Origin of the sequence: Granulicella sp. WH15 (assembly GCF_009914315.1) — a bacterium.
Taxonomy (GTDB): Bacteria; Acidobacteriota; Terriglobia; order Terriglobales; family Acidobacteriaceae; genus Edaphobacter.
The window spans coordinates 150,535-164,018 of the sequence record NZ_CP042596.1; the positions used below are offsets into that span (position 1 = coordinate 150,535).

Consider the following 13,484-nt stretch of genomic DNA (forward strand, 5'->3'; position numbering starts at 1 on the left):
CAATGATAAGAGAATGCTCTCCGCCCTGACTATGAACTGGCACTATCTCTGGTTGGTGGCGGCCTCCTTTATCGCCGGCGTCATGAACGCGATGGCCGGCGGCGGTTCCTTCGTCGCATTTCCGGCGATGCTCGGCGTGGGAGTGCCGCCCATACAGGCCAACGCTACCAACACGGTCGCGCTGTGGCCGGGGCAGTTGACCTCGCTGGCGGCGCTGCGCGGGGATGTGCGGCGAGACCTGATGCCGGTGGTGGCGCTGGCCTCGATTACCGGCGGCATCGCGGGGGCGATGGTGCTGCTGCATACGAAGCAGGTCACCTTCATGCACCTGATCCCGTGGCTGCTGCTGACCGGCGCGGTGCTCTTCGGCATCAGCGGGCCGGTCTCGAAGTGGCTGCGCAACCGCTCGAAGAAGAGCGAGTTGGAGCATCATCACGATGCGCGGATCTCTCCCATTCCGCTCTTCCTGGGGCTGCTGCCTATCTGCTTCTATGTCGGGTACTTCGGCGCGGGCGGCGGGTTTCTCATCATGACGGTTCTCGCGCTCTTCGGCATCGAGGAGATGCACACGCTGAACGCGATGAAGGTCGTGGCAGCTTGCCTGTCGAACCTCTGCGCCATCTTCACCTTTATTGCGAAGGGCGCTATTTTGTGGCACTACTGCCTGGTCGCGATGGTCTTTGCCGCGGCGGGCGGGTACATCGGCGCGCGCTACACGCGGCGCATGAATCCTGCCGTGCTGCGCGCGGTAGTGGTCGTCATCGGCGTAGCCATGGCGGTGTATTTTTTCTGGAAAGAAGCATGAGAGAGCTTGAGCTATGAGTCACGAAGGCATCCGCATCGTCAGTGAAGAACAGGCCCGGCGCGAGAGCGCGGACGAGGTCCGGCTGCCCGCCGAGGCAGTGACTCCGGCCAAGGTCCGGGTGAAGAAGTCAGAGGGCACGGGCGTCGAGATCGACTGGAAGGACGGGCACCAGAGCGCGTGGAACTTTGCGTGGCTGCGCAATGCCTGTCCCTGTGCGACGTGTAATGAAGAGCGGCAGCACACGGGCCGCAAGCCGGGCGAGCCGAAGCCCAAACCGCAGGCTCTGCTGATGATGTACGAGGCTCCGGCGCGGCCAATTGAGGTGACGCCCGTGGGCCGCTACGCGCTGCGCTTCAAGTGGAACGACGGGCACGAGAGCGGCATTTATAGCTGGGAGTATCTGCGACGCGTATGCCTGTGCACTCTCTGCAAAGGAACCAGGGCAGAATGAGCGAGACCGCATATGTAACAAGTGGAGTTACATTGCTGGAAGAGCGTCTGGCCCCGCTGTATGCGCGGCTGGCCGAGCACAGGCTCTATCGCAGCTTCCGCACCGTGGAAGACCTGCGTCTCTTCATGCAGTCGCACGTCTTCGCGGTGTGGGATTTTATGAGCCTGCTGAAGACGCTGCAGCGCGGGCTTACCTCGGTGGATGTGCCGTGGCTGCCGAGCGAGTTTCCGCGCAGCCGTCGGCTGGTGAACGAGATTGTGCTGGGCGAAGAGAGCGATGTGTACGAGGGCCGCGCGGCCAGCCACTTTGAGATTTATCTGGAGGCGATGCGGCTGGCTGGGGCTTCGACCACTGCTATCGACGCGATGCTGATGGGTGTGCGGGCGGGTAAGGGTTGGCAGGATGCGTTGGCACAGAGTGGTGCATCGGCTGGCGCGCAGAAGTTTGTTGCGGGTACCTTTCGGAGGATCGAGCGTGGGCAGCTTCATGCGACTGCCGCAGCATTTACCTTTGGCCGTGAGGACCTGATTCCCGATATGTTTCGCGGGTTCATCCGCGATCAGGACCAGCGGTTGCAGGGGCGACTGGCGCTCTTTCGCTGGTATCTGGATCGGCATATCGAGGTGGATGGCGATGAGCATGGGCCGATGGCGCTGGAGATGATCGCCGAGTTGTGTGGGGAGGATGGGGCTCGCTGGCGCGAGGCGACGGAAGCGGCGGTTGAGGCTGTTGAGGCGCGGATTGCGCTGTGGGATGCGATTGCGGATGAGATTGGAAGCAAAACCTAGCAGAGAAATACGCGCAGCGTCGAGAACCGCACGAAGTGCCGCCCGCCCGGCGTCAGGGCGCTTTTGCTGTTGCTTCTAAGCCAATCAAAAAACGCCCTAGACTGTATGGAATGAAATGGGGACGGATGCGTGGAGAGATAGCCGAGAGCGGAGCACCCGATACACCGCGCTGGCGCTGGCTGGATCGGTCTCTGCTCGCGCTGCTGGCGCTTTACGGGGTGTTTGTGCTCGTCATGCTGCTGGCGGTGCCGCATCTCTTTCTGCCCGCTGAAGACGCGGTCATTCTCTACCAGTACAGCCAGAACCTCGCGCATCACGGCGCAATCACGTACTACGCGGGAGGGCCGCACGCCGAGGGCGCGACCGACTTCGCCTGGATGGTGTTGATCGCCGGGGCCGTCAGGCTCGGGGCTGATCCCTTTGTCTTTGTCGCGATAGTGAACTTCCTCTCGCTGCCGCTGTTGGCGCTGGCTCTGCTGCGGTTGGGACGCGTTCGTATCACTCCGCTACGAGTTCTTGCCGTCGCCGGAGCAGCGGGGCTGCTGCCGCAGATCCTCGCGGCTGGCGCGGGTTTTTCGGTGTTGCCCAATGCCCTGCTGCTGGTTCTGCTGGTGCTTGCGGTGGAGAGGCAATGGGTTGTCGCAGCTTCTTTGCTAGGGCTTGTCCTCTGTCTCTTCCGGCCCGATGGGGTTGTGTTTGCGGTGCCGCTGCTGGGGTCTTTGTTGCCTGGACGGTGGAAGCGGGCCGGCGTGATTGCGGGCCTGTTCGTGCTGCCGGGGCTGATGTACTTTGCGTGGCGCGCACACTACTTCGGCGAGCTGTTTCCGCTGCCGTTTCTGGTGAAGTCCGATACGCACCGCGCGTTGGGGCTGGTGGTGGCGCGTTCGTTTTTGCAGAGCACGAAGTATCTGCTCTTCGATGCTGTGCTGCTGTTGCCGGTGCTCTTGCGTCGGCCGTTTACGCCGCGGCTGCGTCGTCTGCTCGTGGCAGTGGTTCTGTTGCCGACGCTCTTCTTCTGGGCCATGCGACTCGATCAGAATGTGGGCGACCGCTTCTTCTTCTATCTGCCGCTGGCCTCGGCGCTGGTGATTGCGTTGTGCTGGACTGAGTTGGATACAGCGCGCCGCCGCATGGTTTTATACGCGGGCGTTGTGGCATGGCTTCTGTTTCTGCGTCTTCCCTTTTCGCGCGAAATACGTACCTTCCGCGATTATCAGTTTCAAGATGTGCAAGGGATCGCGCAGGATTTGAAGCAGCTTCCTGCGCGTGGCTCGCTGCTGACGACCGAGGCTGGGCTGCTGACTTACGGCTCGGGCTGGGTAGCCTACGATGCGTGGGGGTTGAACACGGCGAAGTTCGCCAAGCACCCCATTCAGGCGGAAGATATAGCCGCGCTCGGCCCCGACCTGATCGCCTTTCACCCCGACCCAGATGATAGCTGCGTGCTCAAACCTAGTTGGCCTGCGTCGTCTTCGACGCGCTCGTGGAAGCAGATGACGCACAACATGGTGCGCGGTGCGGAGGGATACGAGCTGTGGCTGCTCTCGTATGGGTCGCCCTTCTATCGCCAGCGCCAGCACTGGGGTTACGGCGAAGGTGATCGTGAGTGCTTCCTGGTGCGGAGTGGTTCGCCGCTAAGGGGCGGCATCGTAGCGTCACTCGACAAGCATCATGCTGTTGGGCCACCGCGATCAATCATGATTGAAAACAACCGCTAAAAGCGCCCTCACGCCGGGGCACTTCGTGCTGTACTCGAAAGACCGGCACTTCGTGCGGTGCTCGGGGCGGTGTGGGTGAATGATCTGCAAGGGGCCTCCCGCTGGTCGGCAGCGAGCAGCGGGAGGCCATGCTTCACTTGCCGGTGACTGTGGCCGTGGGCGCTACGTGCGTTCCGAGTTTGATCGAGACGCCTTCTAGCTTCACCTTGGCGTAGGCAATTTCCATCGCTTTGGTGGCCTCAATCGAAACATTGCGCAGCGTGAGGCCAATGACTGGCGACTCCGGCAGGCCGATGACCACTCCCGCCCAGTCGCTGTTGATCGACTTCACGTTCTCGATGAGGATGTCGTGGAAGTGCGGCGTCAGGCGGCCGATGGAAGCCGCCGCGACCTCGCCCTCGGGCATCACCTTGGGGTAGTACTCGCTGATGAGGATCGAGGTTCGCACGCCGTCCATGGTGATGTTCTTGAAGCTGAGGTCGCTGATATCCGCGCCGCGGTCGCGGTTCGCCTTCACGCGGATGCCCTGGTCGGTCCCCTTGAAGCTGATGCGCTCGGCGTGGACGTGCTGCACACCGCCCGCGACCTCGCTGCCGATGGAGAGGCCGTGGCCGGACTCGAAGGCGCAGTCGGTGATGGTGATATCGGTCGAGGGAGCGTCGGGGCCGGGCGAGTTGATGGCGCCGCTCTTGATGGCGATATCGTCGTCGCCGACCGAGGCGAAGTAGTGGTCGATGACGATGTGGCTGGAGCTGAAGGGGTCGATGCCGTCGGTGTTGGGAGCTCCGCGCTGCGGGGCCAGGATGCGCAGGTTGCGGAAGACGAGGTACTCCGAATAGTAGGGGACGACCTGCCAGAAGCCCGCGTTCTGGAAGGTGACGTTCTCCATAGTGAAGTGCTTGGAGTGGTCGATGAGCAGGCCCATGGGGCGGGGGTGGTCGTTGCCGAGGATGCCCGCGTCCTTGACACCCTTGACGTAGTCCCACCAGACCTGGCCGCGGCCGTCGATGAGGCCGCCGCCGGAGATGGTGACCTCGTCGGCGTTGAGGACGTGGAGGAAGGGCTCGATGGTGGGCTGGCGCATTAGCGTGGCGGCTTTGTAGTCGCTGCGGTCGACCGAGGCCAGCAGAGCAGCGTCCTTTTCAATGTCGAGCGTGACGTGGCTCTTGAGGGTGAGCGGGCCGCTGACGAATTGGCCTCCGGCTAGCTTCACGACTCCGTGCTTGGCCGAGCAGGTGTCGATGGCCCGCTGGATCGCTGCTGTGTCCTTGGTGACGCCGTCGCCCTTGGCGCCGTAGGTGTGCGCGTCGCAGATGACCTGGCCTCTGGCTGCTATCGATAGGGCTCCCAATGCGACTGCCAGCGCTGCGCTCTTCCGCTTCATTCCAGCTTCTCTTTTCCTGTGAAGTTGCTTCGGGAGAATCTTACCCTACTGGTAGGACCACTGACGTGGAGATAGTTTTTACGCGCAGCGTCGAGAACCGCACGAAGTGCCGCCCGCCCGGCGTCAGGGCGCTTTTGTTGTTGATTCACCTCACCAGCGCAATACCTTCAACAGGCTGGAGTAGTCGTCCGTCCAGGCGCGCACCCCGGCGCGTGGCTCGATGGGAGTGATCCGGTCGGCCACTTCGGGACGTGTGAAGAAGGCCGCGTCATCAGAGACCAGCACCCACGTCGCCGAGAACTCTCCTTTCGCATCGTTGCCCGCGCTGGCGACCTCGCGGGCCTGCATCCCCGCAGCCGTGGCCAATTCGCCGATCTCCGGCGGCAGGTCCAGGTACTGGTTGGAGACGTGGAAGGCCAGCACGCCGCCTGGGGCCAGGTGCCGACGATAGACGCGCATCGCCTCGACCGTGAGCAGGTGCAGCGGGATCGCGTCGCCCGAGAAGGCGTCCACGACCAGAACGTCGAAGCCCTGCGGCTGCTCCCCGGCCAGCGACGTGCGTGCGTCTCCCTCGGCGAAGGTGAGCTGCGCGCCGGATTCGCGCAGGTAGGTGAACAGGTTGTGCGCGATGGGCAGGACCGACGGGTTGATCTCGTAGAAGCGCATACGGTCGCCGGGGCGGCCGTACGCGGCTAGTGTACCCGCGCCCAGGCCCACTACGCCGATGTTTCTCGCTCGCGTGGAGCAACAGGCTGCCAGCGCCGTGCCGATGCCCGAGTCCTCGGCGTAGTAGGTCGTCGGCGTGCGGCGCAGCGCGGGCGAGAAGATCTGCATCCCGTGGCGGATGCTGCCGTTCAGCAGGGTGCGGGTGGGGTCGCCGTGCTGCGAGATCTCGCCCTTCACGCGCAGGCTGCCGTAGAAGTTCCGGGTCGCCAGTAGCGTGCCGCGGTCGTAGGCGGCGCGCAGGGCGAAGACCAGCACCAGCATCAGGATGCTGACGGTTCCCCAGAGCAGGCGGGGCATCCGGCCGTCCTGCCATACAACTGCCAGAGCGAGTATTGCTGTTATCAGGAAGGAGATGGAGACGTCGTAGTTGGAGGAGAAGACCAGTGGGGCCGCGATGCCGATGAGGAACGATCCGGCCGCGCCACCGGCCGCGATCATCAGGTAGAAGAGGGTGGACTCGGCCGTTCCCTGCGGGCGCAGATGGTAGGCCTCCGCGTGGCAGAAGAGGCAGGCGAAGAACAGCTCCGCGAGGAAGAACAGGATGGCGATGCCGATGGGGAACGAGACGTCCGCGTGCGAGAGGACGTAGCCCAGCGCCGCCAGCATCACTACCAGCAGACGCACCATGATAGGGCGCTGGTAGAACCACGGCGTCTCGAAGGCGAGGATGAAGGTGATGAGGTAGACGCCGAGCGGGGCGATCCAGAGCAGCGGGATGGCCGCGATGTTGGTCGTCAGGTGGCCGGTGACGGCGCTGAGCTGCATGGACGCGGCGAGCGGCAGCAGGAACCAGAGCAGGCGGCGCGGCCAGGGGGTTCGGGTGGTTGTCTCTTGTTGTGGGATGGGTTCAGCTAGAGGCGTGCGCAGGGCCAGCAGTGCCGACATGGCCGCGTAGACGACCACTCCGATGGCCCAGGCCCAACGCTGAAATCGCAGCGTCATGTGCGGCTCGATGAGGCTGGGGTACAGCAGCAGAGCCAGTAGTGACGCCAGATTCGAGAGCGCGAAGAGGCGGTAAGGGATGGGGCTGCGCTCGACCTGTGTCCACCAGACCTGTAGCAGCGGCGAGGTCGCGCCGAGCATCAGGAAGGGCAGGCCGATGCGCAGGCTCAGTGCGGCGAAGATCCTCAGGACCGGGTGGGTCACTGCCGGGTTGAGCGGGGCGAGGCCCATCGCCCAACCCAGCGCCGATGCCACGGCGAGTGCCAGTAGCGCGAGGTGCAAGGCCCGCTGCCAGTGCCGGGTCCAGCCGCGGGTGACGAGGTGGGCGTAGAGGTATCCGCCGAGCAGGACGAGCTGGAAGAAGACCAGGCAGGTCATCCAGACCGCGGCCGAGCCGCCAAAGACCGGGAGCAGTTGCCGGGCGGCCATCGGCTCACCCAGGAAGAGCAGGAACGACGCCACAAAGACCGCGCCGCCAAACAGGAGCCGCGAAACCGACATGAACAGACCTCGCACAGATTGTACGAGGTGCTCAGGGAGGAGAACGCGAAGCAGTAGAAAGGCGTGTGAACGCCCGCCCTCCGCGCAGGAGGCCCGTCCGGCAGGACACGTCTTTGCCGGTTAGAAGCAACAACAACAACGCCCTTGCGCCGGGCGGGCGGCACTTCGTGCGGTTCTCGACGCTTCGCGTAATTGGATAATCTCCCGATACGCCCTAGACTTCTCTTAGCCCTATGAATCCGCTCGTCGTCCTCCTCGGCGCAACCGCCTCCGGCAAAACCGCGCTCTCGCTCGCACTGGCCCAGCACTTCGCGGGCGAGATCATCTCCTGCGACTCCGTCGCGGTCTATCGCGGCATGGAGCTGGGCACCGCCAAGCCCACGCCCGCCGAGCGCGCCCTGGTGCCGCATCACGGGCTCGACCTCTACGACCTCGAACACGCCTGCACCGCCGGAGACTACTCCCGCAGCGCCCGCGAGTCGCTTGCGGGCATTACCGAGCGGGGCCACCTGCCCATCGTCGCCGGAGGAACCGGCCTCTACCTGCGCGCGCTCATCGACGGGCTCTTCCCCTCCCCGCCTGCCGATCCCGGCCTGCGCGAACGGCTGCGCAGGCGCACGCCTGAGAGGCTGCACACGATTCTCGAACGGCTCGACCCGAAGGCCGCCGCGCTTATCCACCGCAACGACGTGCCCAAGGTAATCCGCGCTATCGAGGTCTCGCTGGCGGCGCGGCGACCCATCACAGAGCAGTGGGAGGCGGGCCGCGATGCGCTTACCGGCTATCGTATTCTGCGGATCGGCCTGAACCCGCCGCGTGCGGAGCTGTATCACCGCATCAACCAGCGGGCGGCGGCGATGTTTCATCTGGGCTTGGTGGCCGAGACGGAGGCGCTCATCGCGCGGCATGGGGCCGATAGCCGTCCGTTGACTTCGCTGGGCTATGCCGAGGCTTCGGCTGTGCTGCGGGGGGAGCTGACGCTCGATCAGGCGATTGCGCAGGCGCAGCAGGGGCATCGCAACTATGCCAAGCGGCAGATGACGTGGTTTCGGCGGGAGCCGGGAGTGCATTGGCTGGAGGGGACGGGAGATGATCCGGAGGTGTTGAGGCAGGCGGTTGAGTTGGTGGAGCAGCATGCGAAGCAGTAAAAAGGCGTGTGAACGCCCGCCCTCCGCGCAGGAGGCCCGTCCGGCAGGACAGCCTTTGCTGATTCGAAAGAAAGCATACCTCGGGGGCTAAAGCCCTATGTCGTCCGGATTAAACCCGGACCTACCCCAGAAGCAAAGGCAACAGCAAGAACAGAAGCAGATTCCCCGCTTCGCTCCTGAATGACAACCAAGAAGACAGGCAATAACAACGTCCTCACGCCGGACGGGCGGCACTTCGTGCGGTCTTGGACGCTACGCGTAAAAGCAAAGACCTCAAGGCTCCGCTCTTATCCCCTTTTATCCCCGTTGCGCCTTGCTCTTGCCTTTTAAAGACGCCCCTTACGAAGGCTGAATCACCAGATCATCCGCCAGCCGGAAGTTCATCACTGACTCGGCCGGGATGACGATGTCACGGTTGCCCGTCAGTCCGCCCAGCGCCGTGCCTGTGCCCGCACCAACCGCGCCGCCGACCAGCAACCCAACCCCGCCCGTGGCCACGCCGCCAATCAGCATCCCCAGCCCCGTGCCGCCGCCGATGAAGGCCGCCGAGCGCTTACCCTTGCCCTTTTTGGTCTGGGTCAGATCGTGCGTGTTGAGGGCGTAACGCTGGCCGTTCAGCGTCATCGAAATCAGCCGCAGCTCCAGGATGGAGCGGCCCTTGAAGTGCCCGCGACGATGCGCCTCGACGATCGCTCCATCGACGTGCGTGCCGCGCGGAATGACGATGCTGTCGCTGCCCGCCACTGTGACCGGGGCTTCGACCTCACCGGTAAAACGCTCGCCCGCGCGGCTCGTCTTGACGCTGATGCGCTGGTTGATCCGGATCGCCAGGCTGGTTCCGGCGGGAACGTGGATGTTGACGGGAGAGACCACTGGGCTGTTCGGCGCTGGAGCAGGGGCTGGAGGAGCGCTCGAGCCGTCGCTCATCATCGGCGGCGCGGGGCTGGCGGCCGGGGCTGCGTTATAGGCCGAGACTACCGGAGCGGCTCCGGGCGCGGGTGCGGGCGGTGCCGACGCGCTCGCCGGGACGGACTTCGAGCTGGATGTGGTCGTGGTGACCTGCTGCGTCGTCTGGCCCGGCGCGGGCGGCTGCACCACGGTCGTGGTGGTGGTACCGCTGTCGTCGGTGGAGATGACCTGCTGGGCCTGTCCGGTGGCCGCGGCCTGCTGCTTCGCCTGCTCGATCGCTTTGTCCATCTTCGACTTGCAGCCCGTAAACAGGCACGCGCCGAACAGTATCGCGCTCAGGGCCGCGCCGTGAAACGTTCCTAAAGAGAGCTTGTGTACAGAGATCATGGTCGTCCTCGTTCTTTTGCTGCGTTCGCCTTGCTTCTGCTATCGGACCCGCGGCGGAGATAAGCACACGCCTGTCCACATGGTGTGATGCTCCATGTGCGGTATTCGGAGACCCCGGCAAAGAAAAGGTTTACGATTTATCCATGTCCGCCCAAACCTCTGCACGCCCCCAGCTCGCCCACCTGACGGCCCAGCTCGATGAGCTTCGCCGTCTCGGCACCTTCTTCAAGCTCCGTCAGCTCGACGATATACAGGGCCCCGTCTGCACCTACGATGGCCGCAAGGTCATCAACCTGGCCAGCAATAACTACCTGGGACTGTGCAACCACCCCAAGCTCGAAGAGGCCGCGCACCGCGCCATCACCGAGCACGGCGTCGGCTCGGGAGCGGTGCGGACCATCGCGGGCACCATGAAGATCCACATGGAGCTGGAGGAGAAGATCGCCGCCTTCAAGAACGTCGAAGCCTGCGTCGTCTTCCAGTCGGGCTTTACCGCCAACGCGGGCACGGTGTCGAGCATTCTGGGCAAGGAAGACTTCATCCTCTCGGACGAGCTGAACCACGCCAGCATCATCGACGGCGCACGGCTCTCGCGGGCCAAGATCAAGGTCTTCCGGCACAAGGACGTGGCCCACTGCGAGGAGCTGCTCAAGGAGATCGAGAACGAGCCGGGCAAGAAGCTCATCATCACTGACGGCGTCTTCTCGATGGACGGCGATATCGGGCCGGTCGATCAGCTCGCGAAGCTGGCCGAGAAGTATGGGGCCATCATGATGGTCGATGATGCTCACGCCTCGGGCGTGCTGGGTCGCAACGGACGCGGCAGCGTGGACCACTTCAACATGCACGGCATGGTGGATGTGCAGGTGGGCACTCTCTCGAAGGCCATCGGCGCGCTGGGCGGGTATGTGTGTGGCTCGCGCGACCTCATCGACTTCCTCTATCACCGGGCGCGGCCGTTCCTCTTCAGCACCTCGCATCCGCCATCGGTTGCGGCCACTTGTATCGCTGCCTTCGACATTCTGGAGAACGAGCCGGAACGTATCGAGCGGCTGTGGGACAACACGCGCTACTTCAAGCAGCAGCTCGCCGACGCGGGCTTCGATATCGGTGGGCGCAGCACGCCCGCGTCCGAGACGCCGATCATTCCGATCATCCTCGGCGAGGGCCGCAAGACGATGGACTTCAGCCGCGAGCTGTTTGCGCAGGGCGTGATGGCCACGGGGATTGCGTTCCCCACGGTGCCGGAGGGTAAGGCGCGCATCCGCATCATCATGACCAGCGAGCACACGCGTGCGGAGCTGGATCAGGCGCTTGAGGTGTTGACGAGCACTGCTAAGAGGATGGCAATACTTTAGTCCTGCCGGACGGGCCCGCTGCGCGCGGGGCGGTCACTTCGTGACTTTCACACTTGTCTCGATGACTCAAAGAGTAAAGATCCTCCCGCTGGTCGGAAGCAGAAAATGTCTGCTTCCGACCAACGGGAGGACCTCAGAAGATTATTCACCCATACCGCCCCGAGAACGGTACGAAGTACTAGTGAGCGCCGTTCTTGAAGATTTGTTCGGCGAAGAAGTTCTCTACTTTGGACTGATCGCGCAGCATCTCGAAGTACGCACCCTTCAGGAGCTGCGACCGCGCATCGCGCAATCCCTGCCGAATCCGCTGCTGAATCTGCGGCTCGCTTACGCTGTGTTGCCCCGCAGGCTCGCGCCCGATGAGCTGGAAGATCGCATATCCACCCGGTTTCTTCGGATCGCTTGGATCGGGGAACGGCATGATATCCGTCACCTGGCCCACCTTCAGCTTGCTCACCGCGTTGAAGACCTCCGGGTTCGAGCGTAGCTGCGACTCCGAGATGGAACCCATGTCACCGCCGCTCGAAGAGGTCTGCGGATTCTCCGAGAAGTTCATCGCCAGCGAACCGAAGTCCTCGCCGCTATCCACACGATTACGCAGCGCCTGGATCTTCTTCTTGGCCTCCGCGTCGTTGGTGGCCTTGTTGCCCTGCAGGTTGCCGGGGTTGGCTGCGGGCGAGCTGGTCACCAGGATCTGCGCCAGGTGGTACTGCGTCTCGATGTTGTTGAACTCGCTCTTGTGCGCGTTGTAGTAGCCGGTGATGTCCGCGTCCGAGACCGTGATCTTGGAGTTGATCTCCTTGTTCAGCAGCTTGTTGATCGTGAGGGTGCGGCGAAGGTCGCGCTTCACCTCGTCCAGCGTGTGGTTGCTGGCCTGCAGCCGCTGCTGGAACTGCTCTTCGCTGTACGGAGCCTTCATCTCGGCGAGCTTCGCGTCCACCTCTTCGGGAGTCGCGGTCAGGTTCATCTTGGCCGCGCGCTGCTGCACGATCTCCTCGTCGACCAGATCCTTGAGCACGCCAAGCCGCAGAGAATCGGCCTGCTCGGGCGTAGGCTCCTGCTGGTGCTGCGCGTCGCCGAGCTGCTCCTTGTACATCTTGTCCATCTCGGCGCGCATGATGGCGTGGCCGTTGACGGTCGCGACAACATCGGCGTTGTGGCTCTGCTTGCAGCCCGTCATGCCGGCTGCGAGTACCAGTAACAGGCTGCCCGCTACACTATGAGCCATGCGCCGCGAGGGGGAGGTTGTAACAGAAGAAGTCACAATATTATTCATGTTGCCGTTCGTCGTCATCGAACTCCAGATCCTGCTGTTGATTCGATCCATCTTAATTTCCACCATTAGCCTTCGGAGTGGGAGTAGGAGCCGGGCCACCGGGGCCGGTGGAGGCGTCAGCCCCTGAGCCGTCAGCGCGCCGTCGATCATCCGGTAGAGATACTCCATCGGCACCGCGCCCTCCAGCTTTTCGCCGTTGATGAACAGGGCCGGGGTGGAGTCCACTCCAAGCCCTTCGGCGACCTGCATGGAGTCCTTGATCGGGGCGTCATCCTGTTTCTGCACGCACGCCGCCAGCTTGGCGCTGTCGATCTTCTGCCGCTTGCCCTCTTCGAGCGTCAGTGTGTCCAGTGTCTCGTTGGCCTTGACCAGGCTCTTCTGCTCGCCGCCCATCTCTCCTGCGTGCGCGTGCACGTAGTCGACCAGGTTCCAGTAGCCGGTCGGGCTCTGGGCCGCCAGGCAGTAGCTGTCCACCGCCGCGTGCATCGCCCAGGGGTGCTGGCTCAGGGGGAAGTCGCGGTAGACGATGTGGACCTGATCCTTGTAACGCTCGAGCAGCGCCGGGAAGAGCTGCGCGTGCATCTTGGCGCAGTACGGGCACTCCAGGTCGTCAAACTCGACGATGGTGACCGGGGCGTTGATCGGGCCGCCGCGCGCGGGGCGACCGGCCTCGGAGACCAGCGTCTTGGGGTCGCGGCTAATGTCGAAGGTGTTGAACTGCGCCAGGGTCTTGCCGTCGTTCGAGATGAGGAACGGGATCGGCTTGCTGGAGTTCTGGCCGTCGCTGAAGGTCACAGCAATCTGGTCGTAGCCGGGGACCGGGCTCTTGGACTTCGCGCCGATGGTCATGACGTACTCGGGCGGCACGTTGGTCTTCTGCCGCACCAGAACCTCGACGCGGCGGGCCAGTTCGGGGGAGAGGCCGTTGGCGGGGGGCTGCGCGTGGCAGCCGATGCCGGTCAACGTTAAGGCGAAGAGACAGATCCCGAGGGATTTGAGGAGGATCGGGCGCGGCTGAAAGAGAACGGACACAGCCTCGATTATCTCATGCAGGCGTTGCAGGATAGAGACAATAGGCCTATTTCCGAGAC

10 protein-coding genes are annotated in these 13,484 nt (G+C 63.7%); 6 read left to right on the forward strand and 4 right to left on the reverse strand.

The features are described from left to right. Positions 1 to 13 precede the first annotated feature (13 nt). From FTO74_RS00645 to FTO74_RS00660, 4 genes are all read left to right on the forward strand, one after another. The gene (locus tag FTO74_RS00645; protein ID WP_162536416.1) at positions 14 to 805 is read left to right on the forward strand and encodes a sulfite exporter TauE/SafE family protein; all 792 of its coding nucleotides are present in this window, start codon (positions 14 to 16) and stop codon (positions 803 to 805) included. A 13-nt stretch (positions 806 to 818) separates the two neighbouring features. Beyond that, positions 819 to 1,256, forward strand: a complete 438-nt coding sequence (locus tag FTO74_RS00650; RefSeq protein ID WP_162536417.1) for a DUF971 domain-containing protein — start codon at positions 819 to 821, stop codon at positions 1,254 to 1,256. Beyond that, a complete protein-coding gene (locus FTO74_RS00655; protein WP_162536418.1) occupies positions 1,253 to 2,044 on the forward strand; it encodes a DUF3050 domain-containing protein in 792 nt (263 codons plus the stop codon). Before FTO74_RS00650 ends, FTO74_RS00655 begins: the two co-directional genes overlap by 4 nt. 110 nt (positions 2,045 to 2,154) lie before the next feature. Beyond that, positions 2,155 to 3,762 carry a hypothetical protein gene (locus tag FTO74_RS00660; RefSeq protein ID WP_162536419.1) on the forward strand — a complete coding sequence of 536 codons (1,608 nt, stop codon included), beginning with the start codon at positions 2,155 to 2,157 and terminating at the stop codon, positions 3,760 to 3,762. 133 nt (positions 3,763 to 3,895) lie between these two features. Here FTO74_RS00660 and FTO74_RS00665 read toward each other — a convergent pair whose 3' ends face one another. Together FTO74_RS00665 and FTO74_RS00670 are read right to left on the reverse strand one after the other, a co-directional pair. Beyond that, a complete protein-coding gene (locus FTO74_RS00665; RefSeq protein WP_162536420.1) occupies positions 3,896 to 5,146 on the reverse strand; it encodes a glycosyl hydrolase family 28 protein in 1,251 nt (416 codons plus the stop codon). Between the two features lie 150 nt (positions 5,147 to 5,296). Then, complete coding sequence (locus FTO74_RS00670) at positions 5,297 to 7,315, reverse strand: fused MFS/spermidine synthase (protein WP_162536421.1); 2,019 nt, start codon at positions 7,313 to 7,315, stop codon at positions 5,297 to 5,299. A 233-nt stretch (positions 7,316 to 7,548) separates the two neighbouring features. Here FTO74_RS00670 and miaA point away from each other — a divergent pair, with 233 nt between their 5' ends. Further along, complete coding sequence (miaA, locus tag FTO74_RS00675) at positions 7,549 to 8,463, forward strand: tRNA (adenosine(37)-N6)-dimethylallyltransferase MiaA (RefSeq protein ID WP_162536422.1); 915 nt, start codon at positions 7,549 to 7,551, stop codon at positions 8,461 to 8,463. A gap of 339 nt (positions 8,464 to 8,802) precedes the next feature. Here miaA and FTO74_RS00680 read toward each other — a convergent pair whose 3' ends face one another. Further along, on the reverse strand, positions 8,803 to 9,759 hold the full coding sequence (locus FTO74_RS00680) for a hypothetical protein (RefSeq protein ID WP_162536423.1): 957 nt from the start codon (positions 9,757 to 9,759) through the stop codon (positions 8,803 to 8,805). Positions 9,760 to 9,902: 143 nt separating this feature from the next. Here FTO74_RS00680 and FTO74_RS00685 point away from each other — a divergent pair, with 143 nt between their 5' ends. Continuing rightward, positions 9,903 to 11,117 (forward strand): glycine C-acetyltransferase, encoded by a 1,215-nt coding sequence (locus FTO74_RS00685; protein WP_162536424.1) that lies wholly within the window; start codon positions 9,903 to 9,905, stop codon positions 11,115 to 11,117. 178 nt (positions 11,118 to 11,295) lie between these two features. On the opposite strand, the gene FTO74_RS19595 is transcribed toward FTO74_RS00685, so the two are convergent. Continuing rightward, on the reverse strand, positions 11,296 to 13,425 hold the full coding sequence (locus tag FTO74_RS19595; RefSeq protein ID WP_255462420.1) for a thioredoxin domain-containing protein: 2,130 nt from the start codon (positions 13,423 to 13,425) through the stop codon (positions 11,296 to 11,298). Positions 13,426 to 13,484: the final 59 nt, after the last annotated feature.

Bases quoted from the DNA above. Each gene is read 5' to 3' on its own strand.
- FTO74_RS00645 (WP_162536416.1), top strand. From the start codon at position 14: ATGCTCTCCGCCCTGACTATGAACTGGCACTATCTCTGGTTGGTGGCG.
- FTO74_RS00685 (WP_162536424.1), top strand. From the start codon at position 9,903: ATGTCCGCCCAAACCTCTGCACGCCCCCAGCTCGCCCACCTGACGGCC.
- FTO74_RS00670 (WP_162536421.1), bottom strand. From the start codon at position 7,315: ATGTCGGTTTCGCGGCTCCTGTTTGGCGGCGCGGTCTTTGTGGCGTCG.
- FTO74_RS00665 (WP_162536420.1), bottom strand. From the start codon at position 5,146: ATGAAGCGGAAGAGCGCAGCGCTGGCAGTCGCATTGGGAGCCCTATCG.
- FTO74_RS00655 (WP_162536418.1), top strand. From the start codon at position 1,253: ATGAGCGAGACCGCATATGTAACAAGTGGAGTTACATTGCTGGAAGAG.
- FTO74_RS00650 (WP_162536417.1), top strand. From the start codon at position 819: ATGAGTCACGAAGGCATCCGCATCGTCAGTGAAGAACAGGCCCGGCGC.
- FTO74_RS00660 (WP_162536419.1), top strand. From the start codon at position 2,155: ATGAAATGGGGACGGATGCGTGGAGAGATAGCCGAGAGCGGAGCACCC.
- miaA (WP_162536422.1), top strand. From the start codon at position 7,549: ATGAATCCGCTCGTCGTCCTCCTCGGCGCAACCGCCTCCGGCAAAACC.
- FTO74_RS00680 (WP_162536423.1), bottom strand. From the start codon at position 9,759: ATGATCTCTGTACACAAGCTCTCTTTAGGAACGTTTCACGGCGCGGCC.